We start from the raw sequence: 17,123 nt of genomic DNA, 5'->3' as shown, positions 1-17,123 counted from the left end.
GCACGGCGCGTTGCGCCTTTGCCCACCCTACGAGACCGCCTATCGCCGCTGATTGTACACGTCGATGCACACGGCACCCAGCAGCACCAGGCCCTTGATGACCTGCTGATAGTCGATGCCGATGCCGAGGATGGACATGCCGTTGTTCATCACGCCCATGATCATGGCGCCGACCACGGCACCGCCGACCCGCCCGACGCCGCCATAGGCCGAGGCGCCGCCGATGAAGCAGGCGGCGATGACGTCGAGCTCGAAGCCGAGGCCGGCCTTTGGAGTTGCCGTGTTGAGGCGCGCGGCGAAGACGAGGCCGGCAAGCGCGGCGAGCACGCCCATGTTGACGAAGGTGAGGAAGGTCAGCCGCTCCGTCTTGATGCCCGACAGGCTCGCCGCCTTGGCGTTGCCGCCGACGGCGTAGATCTGCCGGCCGATCACGGTGCGGCGGGTGACGAAGCCGTACAGCGCGATCAGGATACTCATGATCACCAGCACGTTGGGCAGGCCGCGATAGGTCGCGATCAGATAGGTGAAGTAGAGCACCGCGCAGGCCAGCACAACGCTCTTGCCGAGGAAGAACGCATAGGGCTCGACCTCGATGCCATGCGACTGTTCGCGCGACCTTCCCTTGGCACTGGCATAGACCAGCCCGAGCGCGAGCAAGGCGCCGATCAGCATGGATGTCGGATGCAGCGTGCCGGCCTCGGGCAGCAATTCGGGAATGAAACCGGACGACAGTTTCTGGAAAGTCGCCGGGAACGGGCCGAGCGACTGGCCCTGCAACACCGCGAGCGCCAGGCCCTTGAAGACCAGCATGCCCGCCAACGTCACGATGAAGGACGGAATCTTGAAATAGGCCACCCAATAGCCCTGCGCCGCACCGATGGCGGCGCCGAGCGCGAGGCAAGCGAGGAAGGCGAGCGTGTAATCGACCTTGTAGGTCACCATCAGCAAGGCCGCCACGGCACCGATGAAGCCCGCGACCGAACCGACCGAGAGGTCGATATGGCCGGTGACGATGACCAGCAGCATGCCCAGCGCCATGATGACGATGTAGCTGTTCTGCAGCACCAGGTTGGTGAGGTTGAGGGGCTGCAGCAGCGTGCCGCCGGTCACGACCTGGAAGAACAGCATGATCGCAACCAGCGACATCAACATGCCGTAATTGCGCAAATTGTTCTTGATGAAGCTGCCGTGCCGGCGCTCCTCGGGCAGCGAAACCGTCTTGTCGGTCATGGCTGCGATCCTCCCATCTCCGCGGCCGCGGGCGCGGCGTTCCCAATGCTTCGTTCGTTGCGCATGATGGCGCGCATGATCTTTTCCTGTGTCGCCTCCGAGCCCTTGAACTCGCCGACGAAAGCGCCGTCGTTCATGACGCAGATGCGGTCGCAGATGCCGAGCAGCTCGGGCATCTCCGAGGAGATCACCACGACGCCGCGGCCGGCTTCCGCAAGCTCATTGATGATACAGTAAATCTCATATTTGGCACCGACGTCGATACCTCTTGTCGGCTCGTCCAGGATCAGGACCTTGGGGTCGGTCATCAGCCATTTCGATAGTACGACCTTCTGCTGGTTGCCGCCGGAGAGCTGGCCGGTCTCCTGGTAGACGTCGGAGCAGCGGATGCGCATCCGGTTGCGGTAGTCGCTAGCGACCTTGAGCTCGGCGATGTCGTCGATCACCCTGCTAGGTGCGACCTGGTCGAGGCTCGCCAGCGTGATGTTCTTGCGGACGTCGTCGGCGAGGATCAGGCCGAGCTGCTTGCGGTCCTCGGTGACGTAGGCAAGACCGGCGTCGATCGCGGCGGCGACGCTTGGCAGCGCGATCTCACGGCCTTCGAGCCGGATAATGCCGCTGACATTGGTGCCCCAGGAGCGGCCGAACAGGCTCATGGCAAACTCGGTACGCCCTGCCCCCATCAGGCCGGCAATGCCCACGACCTCGCCGCGCCTGACGCCGAAACTGACGTTCTTGATCACCTGCCGCTCGGGATGGATGGGGTGATAGACCGACCAGTTCTCGACGTCGAGCACCGGCTCGCCGATCTTCACATTGCGCTCCGGGAAGCGGTGCGCCATATCGCGATTGACCATGCTGCGGATGATGCGGTCTTCCTGGATCGGCTCGTCATGGCAATCGATGCTGTCCACCGTGCGGCCGTCGCGCAGCACGGTGATGTGGTCGGCGACCTTGGCGACCTCGTTCAGCTTGTGCGAGATCAGGATCGAGCCGATGCCCTGCTCGCGGAACGCCATCAGGCGATCGAGCAGCGCGGCGCTGTCGGCCTCGTTGAGGCTCGCGGTCGGCTCGTCCAGGATCAGCATCCGTACCCGCTTGGACAGCGCCTTGGCGATCTCGACCAGCTGCTGCTTGCCGACGCCGAGATCGGTGATCAGCGTATCCGGGGATTCCTTCAGGCCAACCTGCGCCAGCAGCTCGCGCGTGCGCCGGTAGACCTCGTCGCGGTCGATCACCCCTAGCTTCGACGGCGGATGCGACAGGAAGATGTTCTCCGCAATCGACATCAGCGGGATCAGCGCCAGCTCCTGATGGATGATGATGATGCCCAGCGCCTCGGAATCGTTGATGTCGCGAAAGCGCCGCTCCTCGCCGTCGAAGACGATGGTACCCTCGTAGCTGCCGTGCGGATAGACCCCGCTCAGCACCTTCATCAGCGTCGACTTGCCGGCGCCATTCTCGCCGACGAGCGCATGGATCTGCCCGGCGCGAACCGAGAAGTTGACGTCGCGCAGCGCCTGCACGCCGGCAAAGCTCTTGCTGACGTTGCGCATCTCCAGCATGGCGGTCATGGCTTTGGTGTCCCTTGCTTTACTTCGCCTCTCTCCGCGTGCGGGGAGAGGTTGAATGATATCGCTGCATCCACATCGTCATTGCGAGCGCCGAAGCAATCCAGACTATTTCCGCGTTGGCAGACTGGATTGCTTCGCTGCGTTCGCAATGACGGAGTGCATCAACCACTGCCCGCATGGAAGGAGCCCCCTCATCCTAACCCTCTCCCCGCAAGCGGGGAGAGGGGAAAGAGAGAGTCTTACTGGAACTGCGACTTCTTGTAGTAGCCGCTGTCGACCAGCACCTTCTCCCAATTGTCCTTGTAGACCACCACCGGCTTGAGCAGGTAGGACGGCACGGTCTTGACGCCGTTCTCGTAGGTCTTGGTGTCGTTGACGGTGACCTCCTTGCCGGCGAGCGCGGCGTCGACCATGTCAGCGGTCACCTTGGCGAGGTCGCGGGTGTCCTTGAAGATGGTCGAATACTGATCGCCGCGTAGCATGGCCTTGATCGAAGGCACTTCGGCGTCCTGGCCCGAGATGATGGGCATCGGCTGGCCGGCACTGCCGTATCCGACGCCCTTCAGCGAAGAGATGATGCCGATCGAGAGGCCGTCATAGGGCGACAGCACGGCGTTGACCTTCTTGTTGCCGTAGTAGGCGCTGAGCAGGTTGTCCATGCGGGCCTGCGCAGTGGCGCCGTCCCAGCGCAGGGTCGCGACCTTATCCATGCCCATCTGGCCGGATACGACGACGAGCTTGCCGCTGTCGATATACGGCTTCAGCACGCTCATGGCGCCGTTGTAGAAGAAGTAGGCATTGTTGTCGTCGGGCGAGCCGCCGAACAGCTCAATGTTGAAGGGACCCTTGCCGTCCTTCAGGCCAAGACCTTGCACGATCGACTCTGCCTGGAGCACGCCGACCTGGAAATTGTCGAAGGTCGCGTAATAGTCGACGTTGGGCGTGCCGCGGATCAGGCGGTCATAGGCGATGACGGTGATGCCTTTCGCTTTCGCCTGCTTGAGCACGTCGGACAAGGTGGTGCCGTCGATCGCGGCGATCACCAGCGCCTTGGCGCCCTTGGTCACCATGTTCTCGACCTGGGAGAGCTGGTTCGGGATATCGTCCTCGGCATATTGCAGGTCGGTGTTGTAGCCGCGCTCCTTCAGCACCTTCACCATGTTGTTGCCGTCGTCGATCCAGCGCGCCGAAGATTTCGTCGGCATGGCGATGCCGACCGTCGCCTTCTGGGCGAAGGCAGCGACGCCCGTGGCCATCGTAGCGGCACTGGCCAGCGCCAGCGCGAGAAATGTCGTCTTCAGTTTCAGCATGTTTCACTCCCTTTGGGTGTCAGACTTTCTTCGTAGTGTCGAGAACGACGGTGGTGTACGGCTTGGGCCTCCTATGCGAGCTTGACGTCGGGTTCCGCGCGCCCGCGCGCGTTTGCTTCGAGCAGAAAGGTGCAGCCGGCTTGCGGATCGGCGGCGCGTGCCGTCGCGTCCATGTCCTGCCAGGCCGACGTGACGAGCAGGCGCGACAGGTCGGGGCCGACGAAGGCGGGGCAGCTCGCCTGCTTCGCCGGCACGCTGAGTGACCGCAGGCGCTCGCCCTGCGGCGAATAGACGTCGATCCGGCTCGCGCCCCAGCACGCATTCCAGATCTGCCCGTCGGCGTCGCACACCGAGCCGTCGAGACCGCCGATGCCGCTGTGGCGCAGCAGCACCTCCGGCTCGCCGCGCGGCAGGCCGGTCGCGGGGTTCAGCGGCACGGCATAGAGCACCGCGCGCGGGGTGTCGGTGAAGTAGCCAGTGGCGCCGTCAGGCGAGAAGCAGATCGAATTGGGAATGCTGATGCCGGGAAACAGGGTCGAGATCTTGCCGCGATGAAACGCGTAGATCGCGCCCGCCTTCGGCTCGGCTTTCTTGCCCATGGTGCCGATCCAGAACGTACCCGATTGATGCACGCGGCAATCGTTCGAGCGCGTCGCCGGATTGTCCGCTTCGAGTGGACAGAACAGCGTCATCGCACCATCAGCGAGCTTGCGGATGTAGAGGCCGTCTTCGGCGACGATCAGCTGCCGCTCGGCGTCGATGCGCCCGAGCGCGCTCGCCATCCGGCCGAGCGCGTGGATGCGGACAGAACCGCTGCCGAGTTGCGCCTCGAACAGCTTGCCTTCGCGAATGTCGAACCACCAGGCCGTGTTAGTGGTCACGTCATAGGTCGGACCTTCGCCGAGATGGCAAGGATGGTCCGAGAGGACAGTCGTTGGCACCTGCTCCATCATGGCGACCTCACCGAAAAGCGATAGACCGTGTGATGGCGATAGACCCCGCCCGGATCGAGGCGCGGGCTCGGAAAGTCCGGCCGGTTCGGAGCGTCGGGCCAGATATGCGGCTCCAGGCACATGGCGTCCGATTGCCGGATCAGCTTGCCGCCCTTGCCCGCCATCGTCCCGTCGAGATAATTGCCGGAATAGACCTGAAGTCCGGGCTGATCGGTGAGCAGCTCCATGATACGCCCGGAGAGCGGCGCCTCCAGCCGCGCCGCGAGCGCAAGCTTGCCGTCGCGGCCGAGGCAATAGGTGTGGTCGTAGCCCCTGCCGTTTCGCAATTGCGGGTCGCTCTCGCGGATGCGCTCGCCCACCGGCCGCGGATTGCGGAAATCGAACGGCGTGCCGGCAACGCTGCGCGGCGGCTCCGGCAGCGGAATGGCGGTGGGTTCGATGGCGAGGAACTGCTCGGCGGCGACCATCAGGCTGTGATCGAGAATGGACGTACCTGACGTCGCACCCTCGAGATTGAAGAAGCTGTGGTTGGTCAGATTGACGATGGTCGGCCGATCGGTCCGCGCTTCCATCAGCAGCGACAGCTCGGTCGGACCGGTGATGCGATAGGTCACGCGGACGTCGAGCTTGCCCGGATAATTCTCCTCGCCATGCGGGCTGACATAGGTGAGCGTCACCGCGGGCTCGTCGCCCTCGTCGATGTCCGCGATCTCCCAGAGCTTGCGATCAAAACCCTCGAGCCCGCCGTGCAGCGCATTCGGACCGTTATTGACGGGAAGCTGCACCGTCTCGCCTTGAAACGAAAATTGTCCCTTGGCGATGCGGTTGGCATAGCGGCCGACGGTAGCACCCAGAAACTTCCGTTCGGCGAGATAGCCCGCGAAGACATCATGGCCAAGCACGATGTCGTCGTATCCGCCGTTGGCATCCGGCGCGATCAGCGCTTGCAGCACCGCGCCGTGGCTGATGATACGCGCCTCGAAACCGCCCTCCCCACGCAGCGCGACGCGCTCGACCTTGCGGCCGTCGGGCAGCGTCCCGAAGACGTCTCTTGTGATTGTTGATGCGGCCATGCTCAATCCACAAACGGTTCGACGATCGTGCGCTTGCCGAGCAGGAAGGCGTCGGCGACGAGACGGAGCGGCGTCAGATCGACGTCACTTGCGCCGGCCGCTGCAAGCTCGACGAAGCGCCGGTAGAGTCCGCGATATTCCTGATCAGGTCCTTCGGCAAGCACCTTGCCGTCGACGGCCATGCGCGCGCCACCGCTTGATAGCGTCAGCCGGCCCTGATCGGTCTCGACGAGGATATCCCAGCTCTGCGGCCCGGTCTGGCGGAAGTCGAACTCGGCAGTCACGGGCAGGCCGCTGATATCCGTCAGGTTCAGGTTCGCCGCGATCGGCGCCTGGCAGTTGGCTGGAAAGGCCAGCTCGGCCGCGGTGACGAACACGGGCTTCGGCAGAATCCTGGTCAGGATCGACAGCGCATTGATGCCGGGATCGAACACGCCGAGGCCGCCCGGCTCCCAGATCCAGCCCTGCCCGGGATGCCAGACGCGGACATCCTCCTTCCAGCTGATGTGCACCGAGTTGATGCGCCGCTCGGCGAGCCATTGCCGGGCCGGCTCGACCGCCGGCGCATAGCGCGAATGCCAGGTCGCAAACAATGTCCGCTTCGCACCCGCCGCCATCGCAATCAACGGATCAAGCTCGGCAACCCCGGTGCCCGGCGGCTTCTCCAGCATGACATGCTTGCCGGCGGCGAGCGCCGCCGCGGCCTGGACCCGTCGCACCTGCGGCGGCGTGCAGAGCGAGACCGCGTCGATCGGCGGCCCCTTCTGAAGCAATTCCTCGATGGTTGCAAAATGCGGCACCCCCGGTAGCGAGGCATTGCGGCTCGCCACGGCGGCGAGCATTGCACCCGGCGTGGCGGCGATCGCCGCCACATGCTGGTCCCGCGCGATCTTGCCGAAGCCGACGATGGCGATGCGAAGGTCTGTCACGCTTGTTCTCCGGTATCGGTCGATGGCAGCGGATCGGCCGGGGCGGTCTCGATCACCGTACTGTCGTGGCGGCGCATGCCATTGTGAATGACATAGACCATGGCCTCGGATGCGGCGTCGGCATCGCCCGCGACGATGGCATCGACGATCCTCTGATGCCACAGCAGCACCGTCTCGCGGTCCTCGGTTTCGACCGGGGCGCTGAGCAGGAACGATGCACGCAGCGCTGCTTCGATGACATGCCCGACCGAGCGCATGAATAGATTGCCGGAGGCGCGCGCCACACCAACGTGAAGCGCGAGATCGGCATCGGCAAAGCCGACCGAGTCGGAGGCTTCACGCCGCATGCGATCCATGCAGCGGCGAAGCTCGCTGATGTCCTCCTCGGACCGCTGCGTGGCCGCCAGCATCGCCGCGCGCGGCTCGACCGCCAGACGGATCTCGGCGAGGTCGTTGAGGAAGCGCTTGTCGATGCCGGCGTCGAGGTGCCAGGCCAGCACGTCCGCGTCGAACATGTTCCAGGCGCCGCGCTCGCGCACGACCGTGCCGACCCGCGCCTTGGTGGTGAGCAGGCCCTTGGCGACCAGCGTCTTCACGCTCTCGCGCAGCACCGGCCGCGACACACCGAACATCGCGATCATCTCGGCATCACCAGGCAGGCGCGTGCCTTCCGCATAGCGGCCGGCGATGATGTCGACGCCGATCGAACGCGCCACCTCCGCATGGTTGGAGTGGGCCCGCCGCGTCGGGATAACGACGATCCGCGAGGTCATGACGCCGCTCCCATATGTTTCACCGCCGGCCGGCGCGCAAGCGTGACCAGCCCCTGTTGCAGGGCGATGAAGGCGAACAGAAGCACGCCGGTCGCGATCTTGGTCCACCAGCTCGACAGCGTGCCGTCGAAATTGATGTAGGTCTGGATCAGGCCCTGGATCAGCACGCCGAGGAATGTTCCGACCACCGAGCCCTGGCCGCCGGTGAGCAGCGTGCCGCCGATCACAACGGCGGCGATGCTGTCGAGCTCGACGCCGACGGCGGAGAGCGAATAGCCGGCGCTGGTGTAGAAAGAGAAGACGATCCCGGCGAGCCCCGCGAGCAGGCTCGACAGCATGTAGATCTTGATCGTCATCTTGCCGACGGCAACGCCCATCAGGCTCGCGGTGGCCCGGCTGCCGCCGAGCGCATAGACGTTGGCGCCGAACCGGGTGAGATGCAGCAGCAGGGCCCCGCCGATCACGATCAGGAGCATGATGATCGCGATGGCCGTCAGCCGGCCGCCGCCGGGCATCCGCAGTGCAAAATCTGACACCGTCGAATAGATCGGCGCGTTGATCGGCACCGATTCGGTCGACAGCAGGAAGCTCGCGCCGCGCGCCAGGAACATGCCGGCCAGCGTCACGATGAAAGGTGGCAGATCGAAGACGTGGATGACGGCGCCCATCGCCGCGCCAAACGCCGCCGAGAGCGCGAGGATGGCGACGAAAGCGACCAGCGGCGGGACGCCCCAGCGCTCGATAGCCAGCGCAACGAATACGGTGGTGAAGCCGATCACCGAGCCGACCGAGAGGTCGATGCCGCCGGAGATGATCACGAACGTCATGCCGGTCGCGACGATCCCCAGGAAGGCATTGTCGGTGAGCAGATTGCCGACCACGCGGGTGGAGGCGATGTTGGGGAATTGCATGGCGCAGAGCGCAAAGGCCGCAACGAGCACGATCGCCGTGATCAGGACGGGCGGCAGGCCTTTCATGCTTTGGCCCTCCGCAGCCACGTGGCGATTCCGGCGAGACCGGAGAATTTCGGCGATTGCAGCAGCAGCACCGCGAGCACCACCACCGCCTTGACCAGCAGATTGAACTCCGGCGGGTAGCCCGACAGCAGGATGCCGGTGTTCATGGTCTGGATGATCAGCGCACCCAGCACGGCCAGCACGAGACTGAATCGGCCGCCGAACAGCGAGGTGCCGCCGATCACCACGGCGAGGATCGCATCGAGCTCGAGCCAGAGGCCGGCATTGTTGGCGTCTGCACCCATGATGTCGGCCGCCGCGATCACGCCGGCCAGCGCGGCGCAGACGCCGCACCAGACGTAGACGGCCAAAATCATTGCGCGTGTGCCGACGCCGGCGAGCTCGCTCGCCCGCGCGTTGCCGCCGGTTGCCTCGATCAGGAGACCTAGCGCGGAGCCACGCACGACCGCGCCGGTGAGGATGAGCATGCCCAACGCAATCACGACCGGCACCGGCAGGCCGAGCACCGAGCCATTGCCGAGCCACACCAGATCCGGCGAGGAGAACGTCACGATGCGTCCTTCGGTGATGAGCTGGGCGATGCCGCGCCCCGCGACCATCAGGATCAAGGTCGCCACGATCGGCTGCATGCCGAGCACGGCGACGAGAAAGCCGTTCCAGAGCCCGCAGACGAGGCCCGCCCCAAGTGCAGCCGCCAGCACGATCGGGAGACTATGACTGTCGGCTAGGCTCGCGGCGATCGCACCGCAGATCGCCATCACGGCACCGACCGACAGATCGATGCCGCGCGTCGCGATCACCAACACCATGCCGAGGGAGAGCAGTGCCACCGGCGTGCCGCGGTTGAGCACGTCGATAAGGCTGCCGAACAGACGGCCATCCTGCAGGCGCAGGTCGAAGAATTGCGGCGAAACCACGCGATCGACCGCGAGGATGACGATCAGCGCCAGGATCTGGGCAAGGCCGCGGCGCGGCAACAGCGCTGTCATGTGTGGGCCTCAAGCGCAACAGCGACGCTATCGGCGGCAATGGCGGCGAGAATGTTGCCGACGTCGATCGCCTCGCCCGTGAGCTCCTCTACATGGGCGCGGTCGCGCAGCACGACCACGCGATCGGAATACGTAACGATCTCATCCAGTTCGGAGGAGATGACGAGCAGCGAAAGCCCGTCGTCGCAGAGCTCGCGGATCAGGCGGATGATCTCGGCATGCGCGCCGACATCGATGCCGCGGGTCGGCTCGTCCAGCACGAGCAGCCGCGGCGAGGTCGCGAGCCAGCGCGCCAGCAGCACCTTTTGCTGGTTGCCGCCGGAGAGCAGGCCGACCGGGCGCTCCGGATCGGGCGGGCGGATGTCGAGCATCTTGACGTAACGGCGCGCGATCTCGTCCTGCTCGCGGCGCGACAGCGGCCGATGCAGCCCGCGCTTGGCCTGGAGCGCGAGCACGATGTTCTCGCGCACGCTGAGCTCGGCGACGATGCCGTCGGTCTTGCGCTCCTCCGGGCAATAGCCAAAGCCGTGACGAACGCCGTCGCGCGGCGACTGCAGCCGAACGGCTGCGCCCGCCACCCTCGCCTGCCCACGATCCGCGCGCTCGGCGCCGAACACCAGCCGCGCCGTCTCGGTGCGGCCTGAGCCGAGCAGCCCGGCCAGACCGACCACCTCGCCGTGACGCAGCTCGAGATCGAACGGCGCGACATAGCCGGCCTTTCCGTAACTCCCGAAGCTCGCACACACCTCGCCGGCCTGGCGCTCACGCGTTGCCGCCCGCGCGGTGGTTTCCGCCAGCTCGCGGCCGAGCATCATCCGGATCAATTCCAGCCGCGGCAGCGAGGCGGTCTCGCGCTCGCCGACGAGGCGGCCGTTACGCAGCACGGTGATGCGGTCGGAGATCTCGTAGACCTGGTCGAGGAAGTGGCTGACGAAGACGATGCCGATGCCGCGCCCCGCGAGCTGGCGCATGATACGGAAGAGAATCTCGACCTCGTGCCGGTCGAGGCTCGCGGTCGGCTCGTCCAGGATCAGCACCCGGGCGGAGAGATCCACCGCGCGCGCAATCGCGGTGACGTGCTGAATCGCCACCGAATAATTGCCGAGCGGCGCGGCGACGTCGATGTCGAGGCCGAAATCCGCGAGCAGAGCCTTGGCGCGGCGCCGCATCTCGCCTTCGCGCACGATGCCGAAACGCATCGGCTGGCGGTCGAGGAACAGGTTCTGCGCCACCGAAAGGTTCGGCAGCAAGTTGACCTCCTGGTAGACGGTCGCGATGCCCGCTGCGAGTGCTGCCTTGGCCGAGCGCGGCGCGATCTCCTCACCGCCGAGCCTGACGATGCCGACATCGCGCGGAAACACGCCGGTGACGACCTTGATCAGCGTGGACTTGCCGGCGCCGTTCTCGCCGAGCAGCGCATGGATCTCACCGGCGCGCAGCGTGAAGTCGACCTCCTGCAACGCGCGCACCGCACCAAAGCTCTTGCTGATCCCGCGCACCTCCAGCAGCGGCAGAGCAGGATCAAGGCTGTTTTCCATCGCGACGTCACTCCCACCGGCGCCCGCGGACAGCGCGGACGCCAAGCCTACTCGTTCGCGCAGCGGTTTTGAAAGGGGGTGCCGGACCGCAAGACGCGGTCCGGCGGAGCCCACCTCAGTAACCGAGGCCCTTCTTGCTGTCGTAGATCTTCTGCGGATCATCGGCGGCGGTATAGAGCTTCGACTCGGTCTGGATCCATTTCGGTGGCACCGTACCCTTGTCCTTGAACGCCGCGATGGCATCGAGCGCGGGGCCGGCCATGTTCGGCGTCAATTCGACGGTGGCGTTGGCTTCGCCCGCGGCCATCGCCTTGAAGATGTCGGGCACCGCGTCGATCGAGACGGTGAGGATCTCCTTGCCGGGCTTGAGGCCGGCTTCCTTCATCGCCTGGATCGCGCCCACCATCATGTCGTCGTTGTGGGCATAGACCGCGCAGATCGACTTGCCGCCGCCTTCGGCCTTGATGAAGCTCTCCATCACCTCCTTGCCCTTGGCGCGGGTGAAGTCGCCGGTCTGGCTGCGCACAACCTTCAGGTTCGCGTGCTTGGCAATCGCTGTGTCGAAGCCCTTCTTGCGGTTGGCCGCGACGCTGGCGCCGACCGTGCCCTGCAATTCGACGATGTTGCAGGCCTTGTTGCCGACCGTCTTCGCCAGCCAGTCGCCGGCGACCTCTCCTTCATGCACGCTGTCGGAGGTGACGGCGGTGAGATAGAGCTCCTTGCCGGAGGGATCGATGTCGCGGTCGAGCAGCACGACCGGGATCTTGGCCTCCTTGGCTTCCTTCAGCACCGAATCCCATCCCGTCGAGACGACAGGCGCGAGGAAGATCGCATCGACATTCTGCGCGATGAAGGAGCGGATCGCCTTGATCTGGTTCTCCTGCTTCTGCTGGGCGTCGGCGATCTTGAGGTTGACCTTCCGCTTGGCAGCTTCCTGCTTGGACACGGACGTCTCGGCCGCGCGCCAGCCGGATTCCGATCCGATCTGCGAGAAGCCGATGGTGAGCTCGCCGGCGCTGGCCGGGGTCGCGAGCAACAAGGCGGCCATGGCGCTGGCCGCAAAGAGGGCTTTAGGGGTCATCAGGCGTGTCTCCCAAGATGTTATCCGGGGCGCCCATTGGTATCATGGCACCCACAGGCCGGCCTTCGGGCCAGCGGTGGGCACTATTTCACGGAAGTGGAGTTCCGACTAGTCATATTATTTGACTATTTGGAGGAAAACGCACGTAGGTGGCGGCGAGCTGATTATGACACGCTCAGCGCGATTTTATTCCCCTCATGCAACGAGGAGATGAAAAAAATAAGCGGGCTCGTTTGAGCTTCAGCTGTCAGCGCGGAGAAGATGCGACCTTCGCCCGCTTGCGGGAGGCGAAGGGCAGCAGCGCTAAATCAGCTTCCGTTGCGCCAGGTTCTTCATCAGCGCGCCGATGCCGAACGTCCAGGGCTCGCACTCGTCGCTGGTGCGCATGCGGTTGACGAGCTTGCCGAGCTGAGGCGCCGCGATCGTGACGATGTCATCGCGCTTGTGAGTGAATCCCTGCCCCGGCGCATCGCGATCTTTCACGGGCGCGAACATGGTGCCGAGGAACAGCACGAAGCCATCGGGATATTGATGCACCTTGCCGATGGTCTGCGCGACGAGATCGGTCGGATCGCGGCTGATCTTGCTGATCGAGGAATGGCCGTCGAGAACGAAACCGTCCGTGCCCGTGACGTTCAGGCTGATGTCCAGCCTGCGCGCGTCGTCGAGCGTGAAGGTGTCGTCGAACAGACGCAGCAGCGGGCCAATCGAACAGGACGCGTTGTTGTCCTTGGCCTTCGACAACAGCAGCGCCGAGCGGCCTTCGAAGTCGCGCAGGTTCACGTCGTTGCCAAGCGCGCCGCCGACGATCTTGCCGCGGCTCGAAACGAACAGCACGAGCTCGGGCTCGGGGTTGTTCCAGGTCGATTTCGGATGCAGGCCGGCGTCCATGCCGGTGCCGACCGACGACAAGGTGGGCGCCTTGGTGAAGACCTCGGCATCCGGACCGATGCCGACCTCGAGATATTGGCTCCAGGCGTTCTGATCGATCAGCACCTGCTTCAGGTGCATCGCCTGGTCCGAGCCCGGCTTGAGCTTCGACAGATCGTCGCCGATCAGGCGCGTCACTTCTTTCCGGATCGCTTCGGCCGAAGCCGGATTGCCCTTGGCGCGCTCTTCGATGACACGTTCCAGCATCGAGATTGCGAAGGTGACGCCGGCGGCTTTCAGCGTCTGGAGATCGACGGGTGCGAGCAGCCACGGCTTTTTTGCATCGCGCGTATCGGGGGCCGTATTGGCGACGATGGCGTCGAGATCGCCGATGCGTTCGCCTTTGACTGCGGCCAGCGCCTTGGCCGGATTGTCTTCTTCGCAGAGCGCGCTGATGGTCGGGAATTTGGCGGTGACGTCGAACACGCCATCGGCGCGCACGGCGACCACGGCCGGGCCGTTCGCCTGCGGCAGCCAGACGCGGCCGACCAGCGTCCCCTTCGTTCCATCTTCGGGGAGAAGGTCTTTAACGGACAGTGTCGTCATGGCCGGCGTCCTCGCTGTTTTTCGGACCGGTCGCGCTCACAGCGGCCGGTCCCATTGGCGAAGACCAATAAACGTCTGGCGGGGGAAGTCCAGAGCGGCAGGATGCCCCTCTGGCATGCCCCTGCCCGCGCCTTTATGCGCCTGCGCGCGCCTTTTTACGCGCCTGCGCGGGCCTTGCGGGCCGCGATCTGCTGGAGCGCCCAGCGTGCGTTCTTGCGGACGTCAGGATCGGTGTCGTCGGCGATGACGGCCAGGAACGCCTCGCCGTCGGGATGGGCGATCTCGCCGAGTGCGGCCGCCGCTTCCTTGCGCAAATTGGCCTGGTCGTGATTGACGCAATTGCCGATCGGGCGCACCGCGCGCTCGATCTTCATCTTGCCGAGGCTGCGGATCACTTTGACTCGCACCTGCCAGAATTCATCGGCCAGCGCGCCAATGAGCTGGTCGGCGGCGAGCGAACCGTTGACGTTGAGGCCGAGCGTATCCGCCGCCATCTCGCGGACCATCCAGTCGGCATCCTTCAGCGCGCGCGTGATCGTCTCGGCCGCAGGCTTCAGCTGCGAGAACGCCAGCGCGCTCACGGCGGCGCGGCGGACATGAGCGTCGGGATCGTTGATCAGTGCCGTCAGCGCCGGAATGGATTCCTCCAGCTTGAGGAAGCCGATCACGCCGATCGCCTGCACGCGCACGGCGGCATCTGCATCCTGGAGCGCTTCCAGCGCCGGCTTCAGCGTGTCCTTGGACCGCAACTCCTTCAGCGCGCGCAGCGCGCCCATGCGGACGAAGGCGTGGGCGTGCTTGACCAGCGGCAGGATTATCTCGGCGCAGGCGGGATCCTTGAACTCGGCCATGCTGTCGGCAGCAGCCGCCGCGACGATCCGTTCCGGATCGACCAGCAGCCTCACCAGCGCGCTCGCCACCTCCGGCCCGTCGAACTCGCCGAGCGCCATCGCGACCTGCTGGCGGACGCCGGCGTCGGGATCGGCGACCATATTGGCGAGGTGGCCGACCGCCGCGGGATCGCCGGAATGGCCGAGCGCGATGATGGCAACGCGGCGCTCGGCAGGATCGGCGGCTTGCAACCGCTCGTCGGCGTCCTCGAGGTCGTCGTAGGATTCGAACGGGCTCGACATGATCACCTCAACAGATAGGGAATGTTGACGGTGACGGCGCCGGTCGGGCAATCGGCCTCGCAAGGCATGCAGTACCAGCATTCGTCATAGGCCATGTAGGCCTTGTTGGTCATGTCGCTGATGCGCAGGACGTCGAGCGGGCAGACGTCGACGCAGACGGTGCAGCCCTTGTCGGCGATGCATTTGGCGTCGTCGACGACCACCGGAACGGATGTCTGATAGGACGCGAGAGGCATGTGATGTCTCCTGTTGTTCTGTTGCGGCGGGTCAGGCGGTGGCGCGGATGCGCTGCTTGTCGTAGAGATCCTTCTCGTCGTCCGCGATCGGCACGACATAAGGCTCCACGGCGCGCTTCTCGCTGGTCATCTTGCCGTCCTGCTTGGACAGCAGCGTGTGGCAGAACCAGTTCTCGTTGTCCTTCTCCGGAAAATCCGTGCGCCAGTGATAGAGGCCCCAGCGGCTTTCCTCGCGATAGAGCGAGGCGTGCACGGCCATGTCGGCGCAGTCCATGATCGACTGCACTTCGAGGGCGCGCAGCAGCTCGTGCGCGTTGCGCGCAATCATGTGCTCCTGCATGTCCTGGCGCGTCTCGGCGAGGCGGCGCATGCCGAGCTCGTATTTGCGCGTGACCTTCGGCGGCTGGAGATAGTCGTTGACGAGACGGCGGGTCTTGTACTCGACCTGGTTCGGCGGAATGCCATCCTCGCGTTTTGTCGGCGCCAGGACGCGGTCGCGCTCCTTCGCGACATCGGCGGCGTCGAACTCCGCAAAATCGTGGCTGTCGGCGAACTCCATCGCATCGGTGCCGGCAACCGCGCCGTTGGTGAAGGCGCCGAGCATGTAGTTGTGCGGAACGCTCGCCATGTCGCCGGCGGCGTAGAGGCCGGGCACGGTGGTACGGGCGTTGTCGTCGACGAACACGCCGGAGGCACTGTGACCTGAGCAGAAGCCGATCTCGGAGATGTGCATCTCGATCGAGTCGTTGCGGTAGTCGACGCCGCGTCCCTGCTGGAACAGGCCGCGCGTCGGACGTTCCACCTTGTGCAGCGTGGACTCGATCTCGGAGATGGTGTCGGGGTGAAGATGCTTGAGCTGCAGGAACACCGGGCCCTTGCCCGACAGCAGCTCGTTGTAGAATTCGAGCATCATCTGACCGGACCAGTAGTCGCATTCGATGAAGCGCGAGCCCTCGTTATTCGCCGTGAAGGCGCCGAACGGGCCGGCGACATAGGCGCAGGCCGGGCCGTTATAGTCCTTGATCAGCGGATTGATCTGGTAGCATTCGAGGTTCGCGAGCGCTGCGCCGGCGTGATAGGCCATGGCGTAGCCGTCGCCGGAATTGGCGGCGTTCTCATAGGTGCCGAACATGTAGCCGGAGGTCGGCAGACCGAGCCGACCGGCGGCGCCCATGCAGAGGATCACGGCCTTGGCCTTGATCACCAGGATCTCGGCAGTGCGGGTGTTGACGCTGATGGCACCGGCAATCCGGCCGTCGGTCGACTTGAGCAGCCGCGTCGCCATGTAGCGGTTGGAAATGAGGATGCGCGCGCGGCGGAGCTGGCGGTACAGCGCCTTCTTCACGGTTTCGCCGTTCGGCATCGGCAGCACATAGGTGCCGATGTGGTGCACCTTCTTGACCGCGTAGTCACCGTTCTCGTTCTTCAGAAAGCGGATGCCGAAGCTGTCCAGCTCTTCGATGATCTTGTAGCAATTCTGCGCGTATTTATAGACCGCCTTCTGGTCGACGATGCCGTCATTAGCAATAGTGATTTCCTTGGTGTACTGCTCCGGCGTGGCGTAACCGGGAATGACGGCATTGTTCAGCCCGTCCATCCCCATCGAGATCGCGCCGGAGCGCTTGACATTGGCCTTTTCGAGCAGAACGACGTTGGCCTTCGGGTTTTTCAGCTTCGCCTTCAGCGCCGCCATCGGGCCGGCCGTGCCGCCGCCGATCACGAGCACATCGCAGGAAACCTCCGAAAGTCCGTCGACGATCTGATCTAGTGACATCACTTGCTCCTGGTTCGCCGACCCGCGGCGCCTGTGCATCAGATTTGTTCAGGTGGATGTCCAGCGATAGCAATTAG

15 protein-coding genes are annotated in these 17,123 nt (G+C 64.9%); all 15 read right to left on the bottom strand.

Going from position 1 to position 17,123, the window contains the following annotated elements; genetic code table 11:
• Positions 1–39 precede the first annotated feature (39 nt).
• Positions 40–1,230: a multiple monosaccharide ABC transporter permease gene (mmsB, locus tag DCG74_RS18230; RefSeq protein WP_172784320.1), complete on the bottom strand. Its 1,191-nt coding sequence runs from the start codon at positions 1,228–1,230 to the stop codon at positions 40–42.
• Entirely contained in the window at positions 1,227–2,804 is a 1,578-nt protein-coding gene (gene mmsA / locus DCG74_RS18225; RefSeq protein WP_172784319.1) for a multiple monosaccharide ABC transporter ATP-binding protein, read from the bottom strand. The genes mmsB and mmsA overlap by 4 nt, the downstream gene beginning before the upstream one ends.
• Before the next feature lie 239 nt (positions 2,805–3,043).
• A complete protein-coding gene (gene chvE, locus DCG74_RS18220) occupies positions 3,044–4,114 on the bottom strand; it encodes a multiple monosaccharide ABC transporter substrate-binding protein (RefSeq protein WP_172784318.1) in 1,071 nt (356 codons plus the stop codon).
• Positions 4,115–4,185: 71 nt separating this feature from the next.
• Complete coding sequence (locus DCG74_RS18215; RefSeq protein WP_172784632.1) at positions 4,186–5,064, bottom strand: SMP-30/gluconolactonase/LRE family protein; 879 nt, start codon at positions 5,062–5,064, stop codon at positions 4,186–4,188.
• A complete protein-coding gene (locus DCG74_RS18210; protein ID WP_172784317.1) occupies positions 5,064–6,140 on the bottom strand; it encodes an aldose epimerase family protein in 1,077 nt (358 codons plus the stop codon). The genes DCG74_RS18215 and DCG74_RS18210 overlap by 1 nt, the downstream gene beginning before the upstream one ends.
• Before the next feature lie 2 nt (positions 6,141–6,142).
• Positions 6,143–7,069: a Gfo/Idh/MocA family protein gene (locus tag DCG74_RS18205; protein ID WP_172784316.1), complete on the bottom strand. Its 927-nt coding sequence runs from the start codon at positions 7,067–7,069 to the stop codon at positions 6,143–6,145.
• Positions 7,066–7,842 (bottom strand): FadR/GntR family transcriptional regulator, encoded by a 777-nt coding sequence (locus DCG74_RS18200; protein WP_172784315.1) that lies wholly within the window; start codon positions 7,840–7,842, stop codon positions 7,066–7,068. Before DCG74_RS18200 ends, DCG74_RS18205 begins: the two co-directional genes overlap by 4 nt.
• The gene (yjfF, locus tag DCG74_RS18195; protein WP_172784314.1) at positions 7,839–8,819 is read right to left on the bottom strand and encodes a galactofuranose ABC transporter, permease protein YjfF; all 981 of its coding nucleotides are present in this window, start codon (positions 8,817–8,819) and stop codon (positions 7,839–7,841) included. Before yjfF ends, DCG74_RS18200 begins: the two co-directional genes overlap by 4 nt.
• On the bottom strand, positions 8,816–9,808 hold the full coding sequence (locus tag DCG74_RS18190) for an ABC transporter permease (RefSeq protein WP_172784313.1): 993 nt from the start codon (positions 9,806–9,808) through the stop codon (positions 8,816–8,818). Before DCG74_RS18190 ends, yjfF begins: the two co-directional genes overlap by 4 nt.
• The gene (locus tag DCG74_RS18185; protein WP_172784312.1) at positions 9,805–11,346 is read right to left on the bottom strand and encodes a sugar ABC transporter ATP-binding protein; all 1,542 of its coding nucleotides are present in this window, start codon (positions 11,344–11,346) and stop codon (positions 9,805–9,807) included. Before DCG74_RS18185 ends, DCG74_RS18190 begins: the two co-directional genes overlap by 4 nt.
• 115 nt (positions 11,347–11,461) lie before the next feature.
• Positions 11,462–12,427: a galactofuranose ABC transporter, galactofuranose-binding protein YtfQ gene (gene ytfQ / locus DCG74_RS18180; RefSeq protein ID WP_172784311.1), complete on the bottom strand. Its 966-nt coding sequence runs from the start codon at positions 12,425–12,427 to the stop codon at positions 11,462–11,464.
• 303 nt (positions 12,428–12,730) lie between these two features.
• Positions 12,731–13,903 carry a fumarylacetoacetate hydrolase family protein gene (locus DCG74_RS18175; protein WP_172784310.1) on the bottom strand — a complete coding sequence of 391 codons (1,173 nt, stop codon included), beginning with the start codon at positions 13,901–13,903 and terminating at the stop codon, positions 12,731–12,733.
• A 155-nt stretch (positions 13,904–14,058) separates the two neighbouring features.
• On the bottom strand, positions 14,059–15,036 hold the full coding sequence (locus DCG74_RS18170; protein ID WP_172784309.1) for a HEAT repeat domain-containing protein: 978 nt from the start codon (positions 15,034–15,036) through the stop codon (positions 14,059–14,061).
• 2 nt (positions 15,037–15,038) lie between these two features.
• Positions 15,039–15,272, bottom strand: coding sequence for a ferredoxin family protein (locus DCG74_RS18165; protein ID WP_007593252.1), 234 nt, complete (start codon positions 15,270–15,272; stop codon positions 15,039–15,041).
• Positions 15,273–15,303: 31 nt separating this feature from the next.
• Positions 15,304–17,046 (bottom strand): fumarate reductase/succinate dehydrogenase flavoprotein subunit, encoded by a 1,743-nt coding sequence (locus DCG74_RS18160; RefSeq protein WP_172784308.1) that lies wholly within the window; start codon positions 17,044–17,046, stop codon positions 15,304–15,306.
• Positions 17,047–17,123 lie beyond the last annotated feature (77 nt).

This window comes from Bradyrhizobium sp. WBAH42 (genome assembly GCF_024585265.1).
Lineage (GTDB): Bacteria > Pseudomonadota > Alphaproteobacteria > Rhizobiales > Xanthobacteraceae > Bradyrhizobium.
Note: the sequence above shows the minus strand (reverse complement) of the source record. Positions and strands in the feature narration are given on the sequence as shown.

Excerpts from the sequence above, each read along its gene's own strand:
- mmsB (WP_172784320.1), bottom strand. The coding sequence starts at position 1,230 with ATGACCGACAAGACGGTTTCGCTGCCCGAGGAGCGCCGGCACGGCAGC.
- mmsA (WP_172784319.1), bottom strand. The coding sequence starts at position 2,804 with ATGACCGCCATGCTGGAGATGCGCAACGTCAGCAAGAGCTTTGCCGGC.
- chvE (WP_172784318.1), bottom strand. The coding sequence starts at position 4,114 with ATGCTGAAACTGAAGACGACATTTCTCGCGCTGGCGCTGGCCAGTGCC.
- DCG74_RS18215 (WP_172784632.1), bottom strand. The coding sequence starts at position 5,064 with ATGGAGCAGGTGCCAACGACTGTCCTCTCGGACCATCCTTGCCATCTC.
- DCG74_RS18210 (WP_172784317.1), bottom strand. The coding sequence starts at position 6,140 with ATGGCCGCATCAACAATCACAAGAGACGTCTTCGGGACGCTGCCCGAC.
- DCG74_RS18200 (WP_172784315.1), bottom strand. The coding sequence starts at position 7,842 with ATGACCTCGCGGATCGTCGTTATCCCGACGCGGCGGGCCCACTCCAAC.
- yjfF (WP_172784314.1), bottom strand. The coding sequence starts at position 8,819 with ATGAAAGGCCTGCCGCCCGTCCTGATCACGGCGATCGTGCTCGTTGCG.
- DCG74_RS18190 (WP_172784313.1), bottom strand. The coding sequence starts at position 9,808 with ATGACAGCGCTGTTGCCGCGCCGCGGCCTTGCCCAGATCCTGGCGCTG.
- DCG74_RS18185 (WP_172784312.1), bottom strand. The coding sequence starts at position 11,346 with ATGGAAAACAGCCTTGATCCTGCTCTGCCGCTGCTGGAGGTGCGCGGG.
- ytfQ (WP_172784311.1), bottom strand. The coding sequence starts at position 12,427 with ATGACCCCTAAAGCCCTCTTTGCGGCCAGCGCCATGGCCGCCTTGTTG.
- DCG74_RS18175 (WP_172784310.1), bottom strand. The coding sequence starts at position 13,903 with ATGACGACACTGTCCGTTAAAGACCTTCTCCCCGAAGATGGAACGAAG.
- DCG74_RS18170 (WP_172784309.1), bottom strand. The coding sequence starts at position 15,036 with ATGTCGAGCCCGTTCGAATCCTACGACGACCTCGAGGACGCCGACGAG.
- DCG74_RS18165 (WP_007593252.1), bottom strand. The coding sequence starts at position 15,272 with ATGCCTCTCGCGTCCTATCAGACATCCGTTCCGGTGGTCGTCGACGAC.
- DCG74_RS18160 (WP_172784308.1), bottom strand. The coding sequence starts at position 17,046 with ATGTCACTAGATCAGATCGTCGACGGACTTTCGGAGGTTTCCTGCGAT.